This is a genomic window from Amycolatopsis pittospori (assembly GCF_013870525.1).
Lineage (GTDB): Bacteria > Actinomycetota > Actinomycetes > Mycobacteriales > Pseudonocardiaceae > Amycolatopsis > Amycolatopsis pittospori.
Window position 1 is genome coordinate 12369 of sequence record NZ_JACBXD010000034.1, and the last position, 21279, is coordinate 33647.

General features: G+C 69.2%; 19 protein-coding genes. 13 read left to right on the forward strand and 6 right to left on the reverse strand.

Features of this window, described 5'->3' with window-relative positions:
• Window positions 1-88 precede the first annotated feature (88 nt).
• Window positions 89-1093 (forward strand): phage baseplate protein, encoded by a 1005-nt coding sequence (locus tag H5J31_RS20170; protein ID WP_181774163.1) that lies wholly within the window; start codon window positions 89-91, stop codon window positions 1091-1093.
• A 42-nt stretch (window positions 1094-1135) separates the two neighbouring features.
• On the opposite strand, the gene H5J31_RS20175 is transcribed toward H5J31_RS20170, so the two are convergent.
• Window positions 1136-1657: an EF-hand domain-containing protein gene (locus H5J31_RS20175; RefSeq protein ID WP_181774164.1), complete on the reverse strand. Its 522-nt coding sequence runs from the start codon at window positions 1655-1657 to the stop codon at window positions 1136-1138.
• A gap of 405 nt (window positions 1658-2062) precedes the next feature.
• Between H5J31_RS20175 and H5J31_RS20180 the strand changes: the two genes are divergently transcribed.
• Entirely contained in the window at window positions 2063-4105 is a 2043-nt protein-coding gene (locus H5J31_RS20180; RefSeq protein ID WP_181774165.1) for an MDR family MFS transporter, read from the forward strand.
• Between the two features lie 110 nt (window positions 4106-4215).
• Here the strand turns inward: H5J31_RS20180 and H5J31_RS20185 are convergent, their stop codons facing one another.
• Window positions 4216-4833, reverse strand: coding sequence for a C39 family peptidase (locus H5J31_RS20185; protein WP_181774166.1), 618 nt, complete (start codon window positions 4831-4833; stop codon window positions 4216-4218).
• Window positions 4834-4990: 157 nt separating this feature from the next.
• Between H5J31_RS20185 and H5J31_RS20190 the strand changes: the two genes are divergently transcribed.
• Window positions 4991-5299, forward strand: coding sequence for a hypothetical protein (locus H5J31_RS20190; RefSeq protein WP_181774167.1), 309 nt, complete (start codon window positions 4991-4993; stop codon window positions 5297-5299).
• Between the two features lie 105 nt (window positions 5300-5404).
• Here the strand turns inward: H5J31_RS20190 and H5J31_RS20195 are convergent, their stop codons facing one another.
• The 4 genes from H5J31_RS20195 to H5J31_RS20210 form a co-directional block, all read right to left on the reverse strand.
• Window positions 5405-6076: a hypothetical protein gene (locus H5J31_RS20195; protein ID WP_181774168.1), complete on the reverse strand. Its 672-nt coding sequence runs from the start codon at window positions 6074-6076 to the stop codon at window positions 5405-5407.
• 144 nt (window positions 6077-6220) lie between these two features.
• Window positions 6221-6520: a hypothetical protein gene (locus H5J31_RS20200; protein ID WP_181774169.1), complete on the reverse strand. Its 300-nt coding sequence runs from the start codon at window positions 6518-6520 to the stop codon at window positions 6221-6223.
• The gene (locus H5J31_RS20205) at window positions 6513-6866 is read right to left on the reverse strand and encodes a DUF3253 domain-containing protein (RefSeq protein ID WP_181774170.1); all 354 of its coding nucleotides are present in this window, start codon (window positions 6864-6866) and stop codon (window positions 6513-6515) included. The genes H5J31_RS20200 and H5J31_RS20205 overlap by 8 nt, the downstream gene beginning before the upstream one ends.
• A gap of 459 nt (window positions 6867-7325) precedes the next feature.
• Window positions 7326-7763 carry an SRPBCC family protein gene (locus H5J31_RS20210; RefSeq protein WP_181774171.1) on the reverse strand — a complete coding sequence of 146 codons (438 nt, stop codon included), beginning with the start codon at window positions 7761-7763 and terminating at the stop codon, window positions 7326-7328.
• Window positions 7764-7969: 206 nt separating this feature from the next.
• Between H5J31_RS20210 and H5J31_RS20215 the strand changes: the two genes are divergently transcribed.
• From H5J31_RS20215 to H5J31_RS20260, 10 genes are all read left to right on the forward strand, one after another.
• The gene (locus H5J31_RS20215) at window positions 7970-8962 is read left to right on the forward strand and encodes a GlxA family transcriptional regulator (RefSeq protein ID WP_328701566.1); all 993 of its coding nucleotides are present in this window, start codon (window positions 7970-7972) and stop codon (window positions 8960-8962) included.
• A 20-nt stretch (window positions 8963-8982) separates the two neighbouring features.
• Window positions 8983-9726 carry a DJ-1/PfpI family protein gene (locus H5J31_RS20220; RefSeq protein ID WP_181774172.1) on the forward strand — a complete coding sequence of 248 codons (744 nt, stop codon included), beginning with the start codon at window positions 8983-8985 and terminating at the stop codon, window positions 9724-9726.
• Between the two features lie 402 nt (window positions 9727-10128).
• The gene (locus H5J31_RS20225; protein WP_181774173.1) at window positions 10129-11121 is read left to right on the forward strand and encodes a hypothetical protein; all 993 of its coding nucleotides are present in this window, start codon (window positions 10129-10131) and stop codon (window positions 11119-11121) included.
• Between the two features lie 118 nt (window positions 11122-11239).
• Window positions 11240-11431: a hypothetical protein gene (locus tag H5J31_RS20230; protein WP_181774174.1), complete on the forward strand. Its 192-nt coding sequence runs from the start codon at window positions 11240-11242 to the stop codon at window positions 11429-11431.
• A gap of 49 nt (window positions 11432-11480) precedes the next feature.
• Window positions 11481-13769 (forward strand): AAA family ATPase, encoded by a 2289-nt coding sequence (locus H5J31_RS20235; protein ID WP_181774175.1) that lies wholly within the window; start codon window positions 11481-11483, stop codon window positions 13767-13769.
• Between the two features lie 141 nt (window positions 13770-13910).
• Window positions 13911-14054: a thiazolylpeptide-type bacteriocin gene (locus H5J31_RS20240; RefSeq protein WP_181774176.1), complete on the forward strand. Its 144-nt coding sequence runs from the start codon at window positions 13911-13913 to the stop codon at window positions 14052-14054.
• A 92-nt stretch (window positions 14055-14146) separates the two neighbouring features.
• Complete coding sequence (locus H5J31_RS20245) at window positions 14147-16714, forward strand: lantibiotic dehydratase (RefSeq protein WP_181774177.1); 2568 nt, start codon at window positions 14147-14149, stop codon at window positions 16712-16714.
• Window positions 16711-17826: a lantibiotic dehydratase C-terminal domain-containing protein gene (locus tag H5J31_RS20250; protein ID WP_207898326.1), complete on the forward strand. Its 1116-nt coding sequence runs from the start codon at window positions 16711-16713 to the stop codon at window positions 17824-17826. Before H5J31_RS20245 ends, H5J31_RS20250 begins: the two co-directional genes overlap by 4 nt.
• A complete protein-coding gene (locus H5J31_RS20255) occupies window positions 17823-19376 on the forward strand; it encodes a hypothetical protein (RefSeq protein WP_181774179.1) in 1554 nt (517 codons plus the stop codon). Before H5J31_RS20250 ends, H5J31_RS20255 begins: the two co-directional genes overlap by 4 nt.
• A complete protein-coding gene (locus H5J31_RS20260; protein WP_181774180.1) occupies window positions 19373-21268 on the forward strand; it encodes a TOMM precursor leader peptide-binding protein in 1896 nt (631 codons plus the stop codon). Before H5J31_RS20255 ends, H5J31_RS20260 begins: the two co-directional genes overlap by 4 nt.
• Window positions 21269-21279 lie beyond the last annotated feature (11 nt).

The window sequence follows — 21279 nt, forward strand, 5'->3', positions numbered from 1 at the left end:
GAGCGGCCACGCGGCCGATTTGTACGGATCTTGTACGAGCTTGAAGAATTTTCGGATGGACCACGCAACTCGACGAAGGCGAGCGCTCATGTCCGAGCAGGTGCCCCCGGATCTCCTCCGGTCCACGTTCTCCCGACGTTCGCTGCTGCGCACCGGCGGCGGCCTCGCCGCGGCGACGGCGCTGCTCGGCGCGGGCGCGATGGTCGCCGGCCCGGCTTCGGCCGCGATCACCGCGCTGCCGGTGTCCAAGCGCTTCGACCTCACCGAGCCGTCCTACGACGAGTTCCGCGGCAAGCTCCTCCACGAGTCACACCACGTGATGCAGGGCTTCGCCTTCGACAACCAGAACGTGCGCATCTTCATCGTGAACGCCCGCAACGGCGGGACCGGGGACGACCTGTGCGTCACCCAGGTCAACTTCTCCGGGGAGATCCAGGGCTCGATGCATCTCGGCAACGCCGGGCACGGGGTGTCGATCGGCGTCGAGCCGGTGGGCACCGACTCCTACATCTGGATGGAATGCGACTCGGACGGTCCCACCGGCGACGGTCGCGGGACGGCGCTGGCCAGGTTCAAGTTCGTCAACGGAGGCACGCCGTCGGTGAAGAAGTTCCTCACCGGCAGCGACACGATCACCTGTGCCACCGATCCGATCAACAAGCGGATCGCGGTACGCCGCAAGGAAGGCGGCAAGATGCACATCAGCGTCTACCCGCTCGCGTCGGCCGCCGCCGGCGACTTCGGTTCACCTCTGGCGCATTTCGCGCAGCCCGCGCTGGCCGACCATTCGGTGACGTTCCAGGGGTACACCATCTACGGCCAATATCTGTACACATTGGACGGTGAGGGCCACGAGAACCCCGCCGACATCAACTCCTACGTCACGTGCATCGACATGAACACCGGCAAGGTGAAGAGCCGCGCGCTGACCAAGGCCGGGAAGTCGCTGGTGTACCGCGAGCCGGAGGGTCTGGGGATCTACCGGAGCCTGGCCGGGGAGACCCGGCTGTACATGGGATTCGGGTCGCGCAGCAGCATGACCAACGCCAACCGTTACGCGAACCTGTTCTACAAGAACGTCCTCGTCGACTGAAGTCGCGTAAAGCCGCGCAGGTCCGGGCGGGCGATGGCCGAATCACGTCACCAGGTGGTCACCGGCGATGTCGTCCGCGTCCGGGCTGTAGTAGTCCATGATTCCCGACGCCCACACCGGTACCCTGACGCGGTCTTCGGCAGAGGGCACGAACGCGTCGAAGAGCGCGTGGATGTTCGGGCGCTCGAACCCGATCGCCGTCATCAGGGCGACGAATTCGGCCCTTTCGATCAGGCCGTCGCCGTCCGGGTCGCCCAGCGCGGCCAGCGCTCTGGCGAACTCGGCGATCGTCTCGTGGAACTTGTCGGGCGACAGGACGCAGGCCACGAACTCGTCGAGGCTCACCCGGCCGTCGCTGTCGGCGTCCAGTTCCCGTTCCAGGGTCGTCCAGTACCGCTGAAAGGCCGCTTTCATCGCCTGCTTCGCGGCGTCGCCGGAACCTTCGGCCGCGCTCACCACGCGGCCCGCCATCGTCGAGAAGTCACCCTCTTCGAGGTAGCCGTTCTCGTCGGCGTCGAACAACGTGAAGATGAGCTTCACCCGGTCGTCCGCGGTCACCGTCATCGATTCAGCGCCCTTCCTCGGTTCCGACTCCGAGGATTGTCCACTCGATGGCGTGACACCGGAATCCGGTTCACTCCCCCGCGTGAAATCCACCGCTGGAGACTTTTTTCCCTTGGCAGACGAAGAAAACCACCGACAGGGGGACCCGGCCGCGCATCGGCACGGACGCTCGCGCGACCCACTGCTGCGAACAGGTGGCGGCACGACACGCTCGGAGCAGGGTAACTCCCCTTGTGTGACTCAGAGGAAGACCTCTCGTTCTCCCTGCGATCATCCGCGCGATCCCACCCGTCCCGGTGCCGGTGCCACGCTGTTCGCCGGGCGGATCACCGGAACGAGTGATCGTCCACAGTGGAGCGGACCACGTCGGGCACCTAGGTTTGAGCCTGACGCGAGGGAGGTTCGATGGCCACGATCGTGGACGCCGTCCGGCCGGGCGGCGCCCCGCCCGAGTTGAGCCGCAAGCAGGTGAACGCGATCTTCGCGGCGGTCCTGCTCGGGATGCTGCTCGCCGCGCTGGACCAGACGATCGTGGGTACCGCGTTGCCGACCATCGTCGGCGATCTCGGTGGCGCCGGCCATCTGTCGTGGGTGATCACCTCCTACCTGCTCGCCGAGACGATCATGACCGCCGTCGTGGGGAAGCTCGGTGACCTGTTCGGCCGGAAGCTGATGTTCCAGCTGTCGGTGATCGTGTTCACCGCAGGCTCGTTCTTCTGCGGTTTCGCGGACGACATGATCTGGCTCATCGTCGCGCGGGCCGTCCAGGGCCTGGGCGCGGGCGGTCTGATGGTCACGGCGACGGCGCTGGTGGCCGACGTGGTCCCACTGCGTGATCGCGGCAAGTACCAAGGTGTGCTCGGTTCGGTCTTCGGTGTCGTCACGGTGCTCGGCCCGATGCTGGGCGGGCTGTTCGTGGACCACCTGTCGTGGCGATGGGCGTTCTACGTCAACATCCCGGTGGCGGTACTCGTGCTGATCGTGACGGCGAGCGTGATGCCGTCGGTCAAGGCGGTCGCCAAACCGGTGATCGACTACCTCGGCATCGCGCTGATCGGACTCGCCGCGACCGGTCTCACCCTCGTCACCAGCTGGGGAGGCACGCAGTACGCCTGGGACTCGCCGACGATCATCGGGATGTCGATCGGCTCGGTGATCCTGCTGGTGCTGTTCGTCTTCGCGGAGAAACGCGCGAAGGAACCGACCCTGCCGATGCGGCTGTTCCGGAATCCGGTGTTCACGGTGTCGGCCGTCCTGAGCTTCGTCGTCGGGTTCGCGATGCTCGGCGCGCTGTCGTACCTGCCGACCTACCTGCAGTACGTGCACGGCATCTCGGCGACCGATTCGGGCGTCCGGATGCTGCCGATGGTGATCGCGCTGCTGGTGGCGGGCGTCATCGCGGGCAATCTGGTCGGCAAGACGGGGCGGTACAAGATCTTCCCGATCCTCGGCGGGGTCGGGCTGACGCTCGGCCTGTACCTGCTTTCCCGGCTGACGCCGACCAGCGGGTTCTGGGAGATGTCTCTCTACTTCGCGGTGCTCGGCGCGGGGATCGGGCTGAGCATGCAGGTGCTCGTCATCGTCGTGCAGAACACCGCCGACTACCGAGACCTGGGGGTGGCGACGTCCGGGGTGACGTTCCTCCGGTCCCTGGGCTCTTCGTTCGGCGCGGCGATCTTCGGCACCATCTACGCCAACCAGCTGGCGCCGAACATGGCGAAGGCGACCGCGGAACACCCGCTGCCACCGGGCCTCGACCCGCGGATCGTGCAGGTCCCCAGCGGTCTGCACCAACTGCCCGATTCGGCGTCGCTCCCCTACGTCCAGGCTTACTCCGATTCCCTGCACTCGGTGTTCCTCTACGCCGCGCCGGTCGGTCTCGTGGCGCTGGTGCTGGCGTTCTTCCTCAAGGAGGTTCCGCTGCGGGACACCGCGCGGGCCGGTGCACAGGACATCGGCGACGGCTTCGCGATGCCGGATCCGAGCGACCGCGACCAGGACCTCGAACGTGCGGTCGGCAGGCTGCTGGCCCGCGAAGGGCGGGCAGCGACGGCCAGGATCACGGCCCGCTCCGGCTGCGAACTGGACCGCGGCGGACTGTGGTGCGTGGGACAGGTGCGGCTGCGGGAACGGCGGGACAAGCCCACGTCGCTGACGGCGATCAGTGAGCGTCACGGCGTCCCGCCCGAGGTCTTCGAACCGGCCTTCGCGAGGCTGGAACTGACCGGGCACCTGACCTATCAGCGCGGTGGCTGGGCCACGACCGAGGCGGGCCGCGCCGAACTCGCCAAACTCCTCCAAGCCTGGAAAGACTGGCTCGCCGAACGACTCCAAGACTGGGGCACGGAAGGATACGAAGACCTGTACGCGGCGCTGGAGCGGGTCGCGAACCGCATCCTCGACCAGGCGGCCGACGATGCCCCTCGCGGAAAGCACGCCGCCGTCTAGAGCGCGTCCGACGAGGGACACCGCAGCGGTGGGCACTTTCCCGTGTAGACAAGGAAAGTGCCCACCACTCAACAGAAGTCCGTCAAGGACGGTGCCGTGTCGGGAACACGTCAGGCCGAGTAGCCCTTCGGCGGGATCAGGCTGGCGAGCTGATCGAAGGTGAGCCAGTAGATCTGGTTACCCCCGAAGTTCGCCGGGTCGGCGATCTTCACCGTCATGTTGTCGCTGTTGTAGCCGACGATGGTGAAGTAGTGGTAGATCGTCTCGTTCGGGTAGCCCGGCGGGTGGTTCTCAGGCGGGGCGACGATGTTCGCGACGATCGCGTAGCCCTTGTCGATGTCTCCCACGATGTCGTTCCACAGCAGGTCTCGCTGCGCCTGGGTCGGTGGATCGTTGGGGATCTCCTTTGTCTGGTACCAGCCGACCCGGGCACTCAGCACCCCGGTGACCTGGCCGATGTGATCGGTGCCGTTGGTGGTGGTCCCCAGTTCGTTCGCGAGCTGCTGCTGGTTCGGCAGGTCGCCGGTCCTCGCCGACAGGGCGATCCGGGTCGCGGCCGGGCCGCACCAGTAGCCGGTCTCCTGAATCTGGTACTGGATGTTGAGCTCGGCCACCGCCTGGGCGCCCCGCTCAGGGGCGACGTACTTCGTTTCCATCGCCGCCGCCGGAGCGGCGATCAGTGCGGTCGTGGCCAGTGCGGCCAGGACAGCGACATTCAGACGACGCATAGATATTCCTTCCCCAGTCATGCCATGCGTTGGTGAATACCAAACATAGAGATCATGACTCAAACAAGCAACCACGACTCCGCGCCGAGCCGGCGCTGGTCCCTCGGACTCCGGTTAGCGGTGCACCAGGCGTCGGAGTCCGCGTAGCGTCGTGGCCATGTCCAAGGGACAGAAGCCCGCTCAGCGCTTCTGGGGACTAGTGGGCCGCGTGGCCGCGTTTCTGTTCGGTGCCGGCATGACGGTCTTGGCCCTGCTGACCGCGACAGGCGAAATCGCCGTCATGAACGGCTCCGGCGAGCCCACCACCGATGTCACCCGGATACTGGTCGGACTGGTCCACATCGTCTTGGGACTGACGACCATGGGTGCCGCGATCGCCGGATTCCCCGAAGGATCGCACGGCGGCAGCGGCCCCACAGAGCGCGAAAGCGGCTTTGAGGACGACGGCGACATCGACATCGACTGAGAACCCCGCGGCACAGAGCTGGAGCCCTGAGCGCGGGGATTCCGCCCTATGACCAAAGACCTGCGCGTGGTCCCGTCCACCCTGACGGCCGCGACTTGGTCGGCTTCACACGCCTTCCGGCTTCGGGATCGGAACACACGGGAAACGACCGGTGTCGACCGTGGCCTCCTTGGTCGGTCCGCAAAGCTGGAGGCCTTCGGTGTTCGCGCCGTCCTCCAGACTGAATCCCACCACGCCGATCGCGGTCTCACCCCGGTCGAGGTTCCTGCCCATCAGGGAGTCCGCGGACCAACTGGCGTCGCGCCACGTCTTGTCCGCGACTTTGGTTTTGAGGTCACTGGCGGGATACGCCTCGGTGAAGCAGTACTGAGGGACTTCTTTCGGCTGGTACGGGTCGCAGGTCTTCCCGGTCGTGTTGTTGCGCCGAAGCTGCAGGTACTTGATCTTGGCGCGCTGCACGCCACGGTCGGCAAGCTCTCCGGTCGCGGCCACATACACCGCGACATAATGCTTTCCCGCCTTCGCCGACACGCCGGCCAGTTCGGGCGTCCAGACCACGTCGACCGCCTTGACCTGTATCGCCAGGTCCAGACCCGGCTCCGTGGTGACGAGGGCCTGACCGGGAAAGTCGGCGAACTGCGTGTATTTCGGACCGGACTGGGCCGTGGCCGAGCTATCGAACGGCGCATCACCGGTGGGCGCCGTCGTACCGGCGCCGCCGCTGTCGCCGGAACACGCGGTGACCAGCAGAGCAAGTCCCGCGGCGAGCACGGGCAAGAAGCGAGTTGACATGTGACGCACTCCCTCAGATTGATGTGACACCGTAGCATTGAGTGTCACTCTGACGTATGCGTGACCGACCCGGTTCCCCTGACCGTGTCCAGCCCGAGGACGCCGAAGCGGCGATTCCTCCTTCCGCGTTCAGCTCAAGGCGTCCAGGCCCCGTTGCCACCGCTGCCGCCGCTCCGCGGAATCCTGGTCCCACCATGGGGTACCACGCTCACCCAAGGCGACCTTGGCGGTGTGCACCCGCGCCCTGGCCTCCCGTTCCGCTTCGGAGTCCTGAGCACGGCGAGCCGAGCCGACGTCCCGGCGAGCCCGCATCAACAGACCACGCAACCGAGCCGCCGCTTCCTCCGGGATCTCCGGATCGGTGGCGCGCCAACGCCGGCCGTCGATCACCACGAAGTGCCCGTCGGGCGTGCGGTCCGGCTCAGCCATTCCCGTACCCGGCCAGCCGGATCCTGATCGGCCCCTCCCACTCCCCGTCCGGGTCGAGCGACCGGCCACGCTGGATCAGTCGCACATCGCCTGCCCGGGCGAGCTCGCGAGCCAGTTCCCGAGCCCACGGGAGCAGCGGGCGCCAATCGTCCGACAACGCCCTGGCCGCGTCCGAAGGGCAGGTGCTGCTGCCGGCGCCTCGCGCGAAAGCCAAGGCGAGGATCGCGGCCCGCAGCCGCTCCCGAAGGGGCCCGGCACCCAACGCGATCCGGGAATGATCCGCGCCCGGCCCGGCACTCTCCCGGATCCGCTCCAGCTCTCGTCGAGGCCCGGGCCGATCGGTCATACCGTCAGGATCGCACCGATCGAACCAGCTCGCCGCGCAGGAGTCAGCCTCCAGACGAGGACGGTGCGGTGCATCCACTCGACCTCACGACGGGCATCGAGCCACTGGAGGCGTTCGGGGAACACCGTTTTGGCGATCACGGAGGTGTCGACCGTGGCGAGCAGGTGTCGGCGCCGGACCGGCCTTAGGGACCCAGGCACCTCTCGACTGTCCACAAAGGACTATTTCCAGCGGAAAGACGTCCGATTGATACCAAATGTACAGTTCATGGTCGGGGTCGTGAGTGGCAAGGGTCGTTCTAACCCTCTTTATCACTCACAACCCCCTTTCATGACGGTACAAATAGCTCACAACGGTCACTGGCGCCACCACAGATGTCCTTTGTGGACAGCCAGCGCGCGTCGGGCTCACTGGCGAGTCCGCCGTGCCGCCGCCCTTAGACGCCCATGGTCGACCGTCTCAGTTCCCCGCCCAGCCGCCTTGCTGTTCGGCGGCGTCCACATCGGAATCGGCGGTCGCGGTGTGCGCCAGCGCCGCCACGGTCTCCTCCAGCCCGCGCTGGACCTCCGCGTCGTCGGCGTCGCGGACGCTGTGCAAGGTCACGGTGAGCCGGGACGCGGCTGGTCCGTCATCGACGATCGACAACTCTCCTTGGTAGTCATGTGGCCCTCGGGCTCCCCAACGCAGGGAGAGGTCGTCCTCGTCGACCTTCAGCCATGCCTCACCCTCCACGTGTTCACCATGGACCTCGGCTTCGACGTGCACGGCGTCACCGCCCTCCGGTTCGGCCTGGGTCATCTGAGGGAAGTAGCGAGGCAGGTTCCGAGGCTCGCGCAGGAAGGCGAACAGCTCGGCGGCGGGCATCTCGATCGTGGCGGTGTGGCGGTAGTCGGTCATATCCCCGCATACCCCGCGACCCGCCCGCGAAACGCTCGATCACGTCCGGGGTGAGCGGGTGAAGCGCGTCGCCGGTTCTTTCCGGTTACGCGACCGACGGTCGCCGCGGCCCGGGAGGGCGTGCGGAGATCGATCGGGTGGCCAAAGTCGCCGACCCGAACACGGAGCACGGTCCGAAGGCAGGCACCGGTGGGTAGATTCGCCTTGTGGCATCTGGAGTGAAACCCGTGCGCCGGGTGGTGATCGTGACCTTCGACGACGCACAGATCCTCGATGTGGCCTGTCCCAGCGGGGCGTTGGAGATCGCGAACTCGTACGGCGCCGCACCGCCTTATGTCGTCGAGCTGGCCACGGTTCACGGGCTGACGACACGGAGTTCGTCGGGGATCATGCTCGCCGGTGCCCGGCGGCTGGCCGAAGTGTCCGGGCGGATGGACACGGTGCTCGTGGTCGGGGGCGCGGGAACCGGGGCGGCCGCGGCGGACGAGCATTTGCTGACGCAGGTGCGACGGCTGGCCGAACGGAGCAGGCGGGTCGCCTCGGTGTGCACGGGTGCGTTCGTGCTGGCGGCCGCCGGTCTGCTCGACGACCGGCGGGTCACCACGCATTGGGGTCACAGCGAGCTGCTCGCCGCGACTTTTCCCGCCGTGACAGTGGATTCCGCCCCGCTCTACATTCGTGACGGCAACGTCTTCACCTCGGCCGGGGTGATCAGCGCACTGGATCTCACGCTCGCGCTGATCGAGGACGACCACGGTCCGACGCTGGCCCGCGAGGTCGCCCGTGAGCTGGTGACGTATCTGCACCGTCCGGGCGACCAGGCTCAGATCAGTACGTTCCTGGCCGCGCCGCCACCCGGCAACCGGGTCGTGCGTGATCTGCTGGGCTACATCGCCGCGCACCTCGCCGAAGACCTCAGCCCGTCGGCGCTGGCGGTGCGGGCCGGGGTGACGACCCGGCACCTCAACCGATTGTTCGGCACCCATCTGGGCAGCACGCCGGCCCGTACCGTGCGGACGGCCAGGACCGAGGCCGCCGCACATTTGGTGCGGTCCACCGCGTTGCCGCTCTCGGCGGTCGCGCGGCGATGCGGGTTCGCCTCGGCGGAGACCCTGCGAACGGCGTTCCGCCAGCGCTACGGGCTCACCGGGGACACACTTCGCAGGATGACGGACATGCCACGCCCGATCGGCCCGTGAGCGCCCCAGAATCCGGCGGCATGAACAGTGTGAAGACCACGCGCAGGACCGTACTGACCGGCGTCGCGGCGGCCGCCGCGTTCGGCCTCACCACCGGTACGGCTGAGGCGGAGACCGGGGGTTCGAAGATCGGCATCCTGCTCTACGACGGTTTCAGCCTGCTGGACCCGACCGGCCCGGCCGAGGTGTTGTCCCGGCTGCCCGGTGCGACCGTGACGATGATCGCCCAGCACCGCGGCCCGGTGCGCACGGACACCCGGGACGTCGCGGTGCTGGCGGAACGTGCGGTGGCCGAGGTGAACCGTCTGGACGTATTGCTGGTTCCGGGGGCGGGTACCCGCGGCACGGTCGCCGCCATGGAGAACCCGGTTCTGCTCGAGTGGATCCGTCGCGTCCACCGGCACACGGCATGGACCACGTCGGTGTGCACGGGAAGCCTGATCCTCGGCGCGGCGGGGCTGCTCCGCGATCGGGCCACCACGTACTGGTCCTCGGCGGACTATCTGGAGAAGACCTTCGGCGTGCGCTACGTGCCCGAGCGGTACGTTCAGGTCGGCAAGGTCATCACCGCGGCGGGCGTCTCCGCCGGCATCGATCTCGCGCTCCATCTCGCGTCCCTTCTGGCGGACGAGGAAACCGCCCGCGGTATCCAGCTGGCCGTCGAATACGACCCACAACCGCCCTTCGACTCGGGCAATGCCGCGAAGGCGAGTCCGGAGCTCAAGGCGCTCGCGCTGAAATTGCTCGCCGATTCACAGGAGTAGCGCAGGTCGGAGCCATCACGAATCGGCGGTATGCTCGAATCGGCCGGTCTCTCGGCGCACGGTCTCCGTGTCCAGTCGCCAGCCGTGGAATCGTGGTTCCGTAAGCAGCATCGAGATGGTGTCGGCCGCCTCCGGACAACCCACGGCGGTATGCACCCGCATGTGGTGGAGGTCAGGACTGATGGTGACACAGCAGGCCAGTCCTAGCTCGAGGCAAAGGCGCGCGGCGACTATCGCCGGGTCGCTGGCGCCCGGACTGACCTGGCGAAGGGATATCTCGGACACGCCCCCGTCGTTCCTTCCGTCATCGCCCATCATGACGCGTTCCGCCGTTCGACGGTGTGCCGAGAGTGGTCAGGTAGTTGCCAGGCGTGTCAGCAACCGGTCACGCAGAGGTACTCGGTGGCTCTGACCGATCTCGGCTTCACACCACTCGCGGAACGTGTCTACCGCGCGCTGCTGGACAACCCGGAGCTGGACGTCGCCGGTTTGTCGGCCGCCCTCGCTTGCGGGAACGACGAGCTCAATGCCGCGCTGACGGCGCTCACCGAACTCGAAGTGGCGACACCGGCCGACGGGGCACCCGCCGGGGTGGCCCTGAAGTACCCGGCGTCCGCGCTCGGCGAGCTGATCGAGCGCCGCGAGGACGAACTGCTGAACCTGCAACGGAAGGTGGGCGACACCCGGGCCGAAGTCGCCAAGCTGACCGAACGGTATTCCGCCCGGCCGTGGTCGGTCGACCCCGCGACCGGGCTGGAGCGGATCGAGGATCTCGATCAGGTCCGCCAGCGGCTGTCGGAGCTGGCGTTCTTCACCCGGCGCAGCGTCTGGTCGGTGCAACCCGGTGCTTCGATCAGCCGATCGGCGATCGAGGCGAGCAAGCCCCTGGACCTGCGAGGGCTGCGCCGTGGCATCGCCGTCCGCACCATCTACAACACCGGCGCGCTCGACGACGAAATGTTCCTGGACTACGTACAGGAGGTGACCGCGGCGGGCGCGGAGATCAGGGTCACGGACGATCCGATCGAGCGGATGGTCATCATGGACGACGTCGTGGCCGTGCTGCCGATCGATCCGCAGAACAGCGGGCAAGGAGCGCTGATCGTCCGCCAGCCCGGCCTCATCGTGGGCTTCCTGAGGCTGTTCCACCGGCTGTGGAACGAGGCGTCCGTGTACCCGCCGCCGAAGACCGATCCGGCCGCGGCCGGGCCCAGCGGCGAGGATCGCAAGGTGCTGGCGTTGCTGGCGGAGGGCAGCACCGACGAGGTCGCCGCGCGCGTGATCGGCGTGTCCGTCCGCCACCTCCGCCGCCGGGTGGCCCGGCTGATGGCGGAACTGGGCGCCGGCAGCCGGTTCGAGGCGGGTGTCGAAGCGGCACGCCGCGGCTGGATCTGACCTCATTACAGTCACCTTCTTGCCAAAAGGTGTCCTCTTGCTGACCGGCGGAAGGCTTCCGAGCATCCCTCCCACCTGACAAAGTCTGCTCAACGCAGTCGAGAACGAGGGGTGGAAAATGAGGACAGCACAGTTCCGAAGAATCGCTACCGGTGCCCTGCTCGCTTTGGTGCTTTCGGTGGGCGCGGCGACACCCGCGCTCGCCGACGACGTCCCGGCTCCGACGGACCCGCCCGGCACGGGTTTCATGTGGGACTGCGTGGGTTTCCGGTCGGCCACCCCTTGCCCTCCCCCGGCGGGCGACAGCTGATCCCACGGCACGTTTTCTCGTGAGGGGTTCGTCGTCCTGAGGGGGAACGATGACAGCGCACGACGGCGGCGTGTTCGCCGAGCGCCACGGTGTCCTGGCCGATCTGGTCGCCATGGCGCAAGGCGCCGCGCCGGCGCGGATCGCCGTGGTGACCGGGGAAGCGGGCAGCGGGAAATCGACCCTGCTGCGCGCTTTCCTGGACAAGGCCGCGGACGGTGCCGACGTGATGTACGGCCGCTGCGACCCGTTCGGCGCCGCACGGCCGCTCGCACCGCTGTTCGACCTGGCCCGGTCCGGTGGCGTGGCACTGACCGCGCCGGCCGGGGGCCGCGCCGAACTGTTCGACGGATTCCTGACCGGCCTGCGCTGCCGTGCCAGGCCGGCGATCCTCGCGCTGGAGGACGTGCACTGGGCGGACGACGCGACGCTCGACCTGCTGTCGTTCGTCGCGCGCAGACTGGACGAGGTAGACGCGTCGGTCGTGATCACGTACCGCGACGAGGAGATCAGCGGGACGCACGGGCTTCACGCGGTCCTCGCCGGGATGCCGTCGGAGCGTGTCCGCCACTTTCCCTTGCCCGCGTTGGCGGAGACGACCATCGAAGCCTTGGCGGCCGACCTGTCGACGACCGTCGCCGAACTGCACCGGCACACCGGCGGGAACCCTTTGCTGATCGGCGAAATCGCCCGGCACGGGGACGCGGCCGCGGAGTCGATCAGGCTGCGGGCCCTGGTCGCTTCCCGCCTCGCCGTCGCGGGTCCGGCGGCGATCGACCTGGTGAACAGGATCTCGGTCAGTCCAGACGGGGTCGAGGCAGGTCTGCTCGCGGGCCGCGACGAACTGCTGGACACCGGTTTGCTGGAACAGCGGGAGGATCGGCTCTTCTTCCGTCACGAACTGCTGCGGCTGGTGGTGGAGCGGTCTTTGCCGGAGCATCGCAGGCGTGCGCTCCATCGGCGGATACTGGGCGAACTGTCCACAACGGACTCCCCCGACGCCGCTCGGCTGATCCAGCACGCCCGCGCCTGCGGCGATCTCGTCGCGCTGGCCGGGTATCACCGGGATCTGGGCCGCGTGACCGAGGCCTGTGCGGCCGCCTCCGAAGCCGAATCGGTCGCTACTTCCCGAGGGGCGGGTGCCCAGCTGGTCGCGGCCCACTGTGTACGCGCCGAGTCGGACGTCCTGGCGGGCAGGTACGCCGAGGCGGAGATCGCCGCCCGGAACTCGGTCGACCTGGCCGGGAAACTAGGGCTGCCACTCGGTATCGCACAGGCCGGAGCGGTGCGTTCACTGGTCGAGTACAGCAAGGACCCTTCGGCCAGACCGGATCTGCTGGATGCCGTTCGCCGGCTGCAAGACCACGATCGGGTCGACGACGCCGTCCGCTTCCTGACCCGGCTGTGCTCGGACGAAGCCGGACGGCGTGAACTCGATCTGTGCGGGCGAGACCTGACGCGCGCGTTCGCCATCGCGACCGAGAATCGGCTCACGTCCGCCACGCGGCAGCTGCTCTCGATCCGGTCCTGGTCGCGCTTCGCGTCCGGTGACTGGGCGCGCGCCGAGGAAGACGCCCGCGCCGCCGGGGAGCTCCTGCCTGCTCGTTGTGTGCTCACGCGGTTGAGCGCCCGCCGGGGCACCCCGACGTCGCTCGCCGCGAGCACGGAACCCGAACTCCTGCGCGATCGCGTGCTGCTCGCCGTGGCGCGGGCCGAGTCCGCGTGGCTCGGCGGCGATCGCGGGCCGGCGGCGGACGAGCTGAGGCCGGTGTTCCGGCTGGCCATGGCGGCAAGACATCCCTGGTACGCGGGGGAACTGGCGTTGTGGTTGCGCCGGGCGGGAGAAGCGACGCCCGCCGTCGACTGGTTCGCCGAACCGTACCGGCTGCTCGCGGCCGGGCAGTGGCGGCGAGCGTCGGACGTCTGGGCCGAACTGGGCGGCACCTACGAACGTGCCGACAGTCTGGCGATGAGCGGCGAGCAAGGCGCGTTGCGCGCACTCGAAATATTCGACGGGCTCGGTGCCGCCGGCGCTGCCCGGCGGCTGCGGCAACACCTGCGGCGCGAAGGTGTCCGCCGGATTCCGCGCGGCCCCCGGCCGGCGACCGCGGCGAATCCGGCGGGACTCACCCGGCGCCAGGCCCAGGTGCTGGCGTGTGTCGCGTCCGGGCTGAGCAACGCGGGAATCGCCGAACGAATGCAGCTGTCGGTCCGCACGGTGGATCACCACGTCGCCGCCATCTTGACCAAGCTGGCCGTGGGTTCCCGGCGTGCCGCTGTTTCCGCCGCGATCGACCTCGGCATTCTTCCGGAGCTTTCAGTGGGCATCAGCGGCCCTTGAGGCAATTTCGGCTCCGCCAACCGTTCACGAAACCAATATAGGCAGGAATTGCCCATGTGCCGGCGGCGGCCCGCGGATAGATTCATCTCACCGGATGAAAGCTTCCGGGAAGTTGGATCGGTTTCCGAAAAGGGAGAAGAAATGAACCTCAATCTGGACGACCTGAACCTGGACGAGCTCGACGTCACGTCGCTGCGCGACACCGTCGCGCTGCCGGAAACCGCGGCCTCCTCCAGCAACAACGGTTCGGGCACCAACACCGGTTCGTGCGTCGACCCCCAGTGATCTCACCGGGATTCTGACGAACAGGTGTCACCCCGGTGGCGAACGCCGGGGTGACACCTCCCGATGAAGGAACGACAGGAAAGGAGTGAGTGGTGCGACAACCCCAATTGTCCGTCGCCGAATCGGTGACCGGGCGAACAGAGACCGCGCCTTATGCCCTGGTGCGCACGACCCTCTCCGGACTGTGGCCGGAAAGCGTCGAGAACAGCGATTTCCGGCGCCTGTCGCATGAGCTCGTCACCTGTGAGCGACGGCTGCTTTCCTTCGCGTCGGGACCACTCGGTCAGCAATTGCACGACGCCAGATCCTGGTTGCCCGGGGAAACGCACCGACAGGTCGCGATCCCGTTGCGGCGGGACCTGCACAACGGCCGGGCACCCCGGCCCAGACTGCGTGCGGCCGCCGGTGAGCTGATCGATCGCTTGCCCCCGCTCGCCGGCTGGCTGGACCTGATCGACACGCGTGAGCGCCTGCGCGCCGAACTCGGACCGGCGCAGGCGGACGCACTGACCGCCGAGCGGGAGCGGCTGAGCCGGCGGGCGGCCGATGAGACCTTGCGGCGGGCAGTGGCGTTGTCGAGCGTCGATCTGCTGCACGGCCTCGCCGACGTCGCCGATCCGCGCTACGGCGCCAAAGCCAGGAAGGCCGAGGCCAAGGTCCTGCGGTATGTACTGCGTGCCGCCACGAAGACCAGTCCGTGGTCGTGGTTCACCGCCGTCGGCTGGGGAACCTGGGACGAGCCGGGTGGTGACATCACCGGCGAACTCGACTTGGTCGCCCACGTCCTGCCCAACCAGACGCTGGTCGGCACCCTTCTCCGCGCGCTGCTCGCCGAACGAGGTCTGCGCTGGTCGTTGCCGCACCGGCTCGCTCCCGCGGTAAGCCTGGACGCGGACCGCTTCAGCTGCCTACGCGACGACTTCGAGGTGAAGAGCAATTACGTCGCGGTTCGCGAACAACGTGTCCGGCTTCCCCGTAACGCCGCGCTCGACCTGGTGCTGACCGACGTCCGGGCGGCCGGCGCAGAGGGCAGGACCCTCCCGGAGCTCGCCACCGCCCTCGGCCGGCTGCTGCCGCCCTCCGCTTCCGGAGCGCCGGTCCGGGCTTATCTCGACCGCCTCGCCGACGAGCAGGTGCTGATCCCGATCTCGCCCGTCGATCCCCAGCTGCCCGATCCGCTCCCCGCACTGGCCGAGTGGCTGAGCACTGCGGACCAGGACGTCCAGGCGGCCCGGCTGCACCGGATCCACCACGCGGGGCTCGATATCGCGTGTCTTCCGGCCGCGGACCGCCCTGAGGCGATCCGCGACCTCGACGCCGAATGGACGGCGGTGTTCGCCGACCTCGGCGCTCCACGCCCGGCGACGATGCCGCTCCGGGAGGACGTGCTGCTGCCCGCCAGGCTCCGGCTGGGCTCCGAAGTCGGTGCGGACATCCGAGACGACCTGATCCGGCTCGCCCCGCTGACCGAACTGCTCAACGAGGGCGCGGTGCTGCGCGCACTGGTGCGGCACCGGCTGCTGACCCGGTTCGGCCCCGGCGGACACTGCCGGGTCGCCGAACTCGTGGCCGACGCCTCTCAGCTCTGGGACACCGCCATGGCGGTGGGTACGGACGGCACGGTCCGCCTCCCGCCGGGCGAGACCTTGCCCGACGAGGTCGCCGAACTCGCCGCCTTGCGCCGGGAAATCGCCGCGACCGCGAGATCCGGCGGTGGGAGGGAGGTGTGGCTGCCCGACGATCTCATCGGGCACGTGGAAGAACGTCTCCCGAGGTGGCTCTTGCGCCGGCCGGCGTCGTACTCGCATTTCGTGCAGCCGTTCGACGAAGACGGCAGGCGCGGCTGGTGCCTGAACTCGGTCAACAGCGGCTGGGGCCGGTTCACCACCCGGTTCCTCGACGTGTTCGGGCCCGGCCTGCGTGACGCGGTCGCCGCCAGACTGCACCGGACGCTCGACGGCGAACGGACCGCACAGTTCAGGCCGGTGAACGGTTTCAACGCCAACCTGCACCCCCTGCTCTTCGCCGACGAGGTGGGTGAAGACCCCGCGTGGTCGACACTGCTGGATCAGGACCTCGAAGTCGCACACGATCCGGCGACCGACACCGTCCGGCTGCGTGTCGTCGCCACCGGCGCGCCACTCAACGTGCTGTACATCGGGTTCCTGGTCCAGCTCGCTTTGCCGGACAGGGTCGCCCCGTACTACCTCGACCTCACCGCCGACCGGGCCGGCTTCGGCAAGATCGCCCCGGTCGAGACGGCGACAGGGGGCCGCGCCCGGCTCCGGTTCCGAGACCTCGTACTCGCCCGGCGCACCTGGGCACTCGACGCCGAAACGACCGCGGAATGGGTGCACGCCCTCAAATCCGGTACCGCCGCCGCGGCGATGGCGCGCCGGCGTGCGGAACTCGACCTGCCGGACGCGGTGTTCGTGTCGGGCGCCAGGCGGCCGCCTGGAGTGGTGGCCGAGAAGCCGCGCCGCTACGTGGTGCAGCCGAAGCCGCAGTTCGTGGACTTCGGCAACGCGCTCCACCTGCGGTGCCTGGCCAAACTCCTGCACCAGCACGACGGGCCGGTCCAGATCGAGGAGGCCTTGCCGGTGCCCGGACTCGGCCGGACGACCGAGCTGGTGGTCGAAACCCATCGGAGAGGGATGTGACCGACATGGCCGGAATCGTGCGGGACGTGGTCTGCCACTACCACGATCCCCTGCAAGCGCCGCTGTTGCGCGAGGCGGTGTTTCCCGCGCTCGCCGACCTGCCCGGCGTGACCGCGCATCTGGAACGCGGCTGGCTGCACGGCCCGCATCTGCGGGTCAGGGTTTCCGGTCCGGCAGGGTCGGCCGAGCGGCTGGCCATCGCGCTGGAGCGGCACCTACGGCAGCGCCCTTCCCGAGCCTCACTGTCCGAAGTGGACCTCGAAGCGCTGGCGACGGCCGCCGGGAGAGCCGAACTCGTGCCGCCGCCTTATGGACCGTACCCTCCGGACAACAGCGTGCGCGTCGAGGATCCCGACCCCACGGCTCGGGCCGGATTCCCCGGCGGGCCCGCCACCGCGGCGGTCCGCGACCGCCTGCTGACACTGGCCGTACCCGCCGTGGCGGTGACCGTCGCCGACGCGGGCGAGCACGCGGACCGGGCGGGTGCACGGGTCCGGGCGGTGATGACCGTGTTGAGCGCCCATGCCGAGGCGAGTCCCGGTGGGCTGGACAAACGCTACTTCTCCTACCAGTCCCACCTCGAAGCGCATCTGCACGTCACCGACGACGACGGCCGGATCCGCGCCGGTCACGACGCGATGTGGCAGGCGCACGCGGACCGGGCCCGCCGGATCGTCCGGCATGCCGCAGACCTCGACGAGCCGCTCGTGGCCGCCTGGCGTTCCTGGGGCGACGCGGCGAGGAGCATCGCCGCGATGGCGTACGACCGCGGCGAGCTCCGGTCCGCGGACGGACGGGAGACGTCGGCCAGGGCGGCCGCCTTCGATGATCCGGTCACGGCTCGGACCTACTTGCGGGACGACGTCAGCGAGTTCCACCGGCTGCTGGGAGAGGTTTGGAGTCCGGATACCGGCGACCGCCGGGAATTCGAGATCGAGCGGTTCGTCATGAACATCCTGTACCTGGCGCTGGCCGTCTGCGACGTCCGGCCCGCCGAACGCTATCTCGCGGCGGCCCTGGTCTGCCGGGCCGTCGAGTCGATCACCTGCCTCGACTGGCGGGCGCGTATCGAGCGGGCGCGGCGCAAGCAACTCGCCGCGGGTTCTCGATGACCGCCGTGCGGGAGTCCACGCGCAGGCTGCGACCGGGAGTCCGGACGACGTCCACGCCCGACGGCCTGCTGTTCCGTGGTCCGCTGGGCACCTTCACCGCGACCGGCGGCCCGGACCTGTCGGTTCTCTGGGATCGGATCTCCCCGGCGTTGGCCGGGGGCCTCAGTGCCGAGGCGGCTGAGTCCGTCTGCTCGAACGGGAAGGCAGGCCGGATCGTACGCGGGCTGCTCGACAGTCTCGACGAGCACGGCATGTTGGTGACTTCGCCCGCCGGTTGGGCGGAGCACGCGATCCCGAGGCCCACACCGGACTTCGCGGCTTGGCTCGACCAGGTGACGGTCGATCCGGCCGAGGCGTGGAACCGTTGTGTCGCCTGTCGATTCACCGTCTTCGGCACCGGCCCGGTCGCCGAGGCGGCCGCCGCCGCACTGGCACTGAGCGGAATACCGATCCGTCGTCGCGATGGAGAGGATTCGAGGCTCGTCCTGGTGCGGGCCGCCGACGACGTGGGGGCCGAACTCCTGGCTTTCGCGGGCGCGGACCGTCGGAAGGGGTTCGCCGTCCAGACCAGGACGAACGACGGCGGCCCGATCGCCGACCGGCTCGGGATCGACGCGTCCGTTCCGGAAAGCCCGGTCGCCGAACTGGCAGGCTTCCTCGTCGTACAACGGTTGCTGCGGAAGGTCGCGGAACCGGACACCTCTTGGCCGCGAGTCCTCGTCGTGCGGCCGGATCCCCTGCGCGCCACGTCGCATCCTTGGCCGGAGGGGGCCGCGACGTCGCCCACGGACCTCACCGCCGCGATGACCGCTCTCGACGCGCTGTGCGACCCCGAACTCGGCTCGTTGACCGCGCCCGAGTTCACCGGCTTGCGGCAGGTTCCGCTGGGAATGGCCGTCGCCGACGGGATACCCGCCTGGGGGACGACGGTCGACGCGGCCCGCCTAGCGGCCGGACTGGCCGCCGCCGAACGCAGGCTCGATCCGGACGGCGGTACCGCGGTCGGCGGCGACGAACTCCACGCCACCGGGATCGCTTGGCGGCGGGCGATACTCGGCCGCACGCCGCTCCTCGACGGAGACGAGTACCGGCCTGGCCCGGACACCGCCTCGGCCCGCTGGCTGTCCACTGTGACCGTCCGATTCGGACTGGACGCCCACTGCCGGGTCTCACGGCCCGCCGAAGGTGTCTTCGTCGCCGTCGTCACCGACGGGGCCGGAGTGCTGTCGCGGGCGGTGGAGGGAACGGCGGAGGACGCGGCGGCGCACGCCTGGCTGGGTGCGGCAGGCGCCGAACAGGCCCGCCGGTCCGGGTTGGCTCCCCCGGCGGAACCGTTCCAGTCGTGCGGGGCGGCGTTGCCGGTGGCCGGGCCCCGGCCGGAACTGTGGTCGGCGCCGAGGGATCACGAACCGGAGCTGCAGCGCTGTCTGCGCCGGGCACTGCCGGACGTCAGGCCACCGCGACCCGCCGTCGGCACCGGTGCTCCCGGATTGTCCGCCGCGCTGCGGGCGGCCGGATTCGTCGCGCTCGACCTGAGGAGCACGCCATGACGCATGATCTGCGGGAGGCCGCGCTCTGCTCGAAGTGGCTGCGCGGTGAGCGGTCCGATCCGGCCGTCCGGATCGGACTCGCGGCGGAACCCGTCCCCGGCGCCCTCGTCGTGGCCGTGCTGAACGAATGGACCGTGGCCGGCCTCGAAGAACTGGCCGGGACCATCGCCGCGGCGGGTGCGCGATTCCTGCCGGTGCGCGCCGACGGGGTCCTCACCGTGATCGGACCGATCACCGGGCCGGGCCTGGCCGGCTGCGTCCGATGTGCCGAGCTCGGCCGCGTCCACGCGCTGGATCTGCCGGCCGATCCCGAGGCGAGGCTGGGCGGCGCGTTTCCACCCTCGTCGTTTCCCGCGCTGGCCGCGCTCGTCCGGCTGCCGGCCGCGCACCCCGAAGCCTCCCTGCTGTGGCAACTCGACAACCGGGACGGCACGTTCACGACGCACACCGTGCCGATCCGGCCCGGTTGTCCCGAATGCGCCCCACTGCCCGCGGACGAACCGGAATCGGCCCGCTTCACTCCCCTGCCGCGGCCGGTACCCCGCGGGGTCTTCCGGCAGGAAAACCGGCTCACCACCGGCCCTGCCTTCGTCGAGACTGCGGCCGATTCCTCCTTCGGGCCGGTGACGGCCCTGGGCCGCACGGACCGGTCGCCGATGCCGCTGGTCTCCGCCGCCACCGTCGTGGGCAAGGTGCGGGAGTGGAGTTTCGGCAGGTCGGCGACCGTGGCCGACGCCGAGCGCGTGGCCGTGTTCGAGGCGCTGGAACGCAGACTCGCGCTGCGCCCGCACGGCCGCCGTACCGTGGTGCGGGCGTCCTTCGCCGATCTCGGCGCGGACAGGGCGGTGGACCCCGCGTCGCTGGGCCTGCCGGACCCGGAGTTCACCGGCCTTTCCGACGCCTGCACGCCGTACCGGCCGGATCTGCCGATCTCCTGGGTCCACGGCTGGTCCATGACGAGGGATCGGGCGCTCGCGGTTCCTGAGCACTTCGTCTACTACGGCGTCCCCGCCCGGCCGGAGACACCACGGGTCCTCGTCGGCAACAGCAACGGCAACGGGCTGGGCAACAGTCCCGAAGAAGCCGCGCTGGCCGGTTTGCTCGAAGTCGTCGAGCGGGACGCCTTCCTGATGGCGTGGTACGCCAACGCGCCGCTGCGCCGGATCGCACCGCCCGAGGGGGACGACCTCGCCGGGCACCTCGCCGACGATCTCGCCCGCATCGGTTACGAACTCCTGCTCTTCGACGCGACCACCGAGTTCGGCATCCCGGTCGTGCTGTCCCTGGCCCGGCAGCGATCCGAACTGTCCCCGTTGCCCCAGGTCTACTTCTCCGCCGGGGCCCATCCGGATCCGCTGGTCGCGCTCCGGTCGGCGATCGTCGAAACGGCGGTCGGCGCGTTCCGCCGCGCCGACCGGGCCGCCCCGGACGCCGAAGAACGGCACCGGCTGGAACGGATGCTCGAAGATCCGACGCTGGTCCGACGACTGGACGATCACATCGACCTGCACCGCCTGCCGTCGGCGCGGAAACTCCACGAGTTCCTGCTCTCGGACCCGTCGGTGTCGAATCCCTTGCCCTATCAAGAAGTCTTGCCCGAGGCGCCAGAACCGGAGACGGATTTGACCCGGGTGCTGACCGGCCTGGTGGACAGGCTGGCCGCATACGGCCTGGACACCGTGGTGGTGGACCAGACGGACGACTGGAGCCGCGGGATGGGCCTGCACGCGGTGAAGGTCGTGGTGCCGGGCACGCTCCGGCTGACGTTCGGGCATCTGCTCCGCGCCACCGCGAACACACCCCGCCTGCTGACCGTGCCGCGTCTGCTCGGCCGGACATCGGCCGATCTCGCCCTCGCGGATCTGCCCCGGCACCCGCATCCCTTCAACTGACCCGGAGTTCC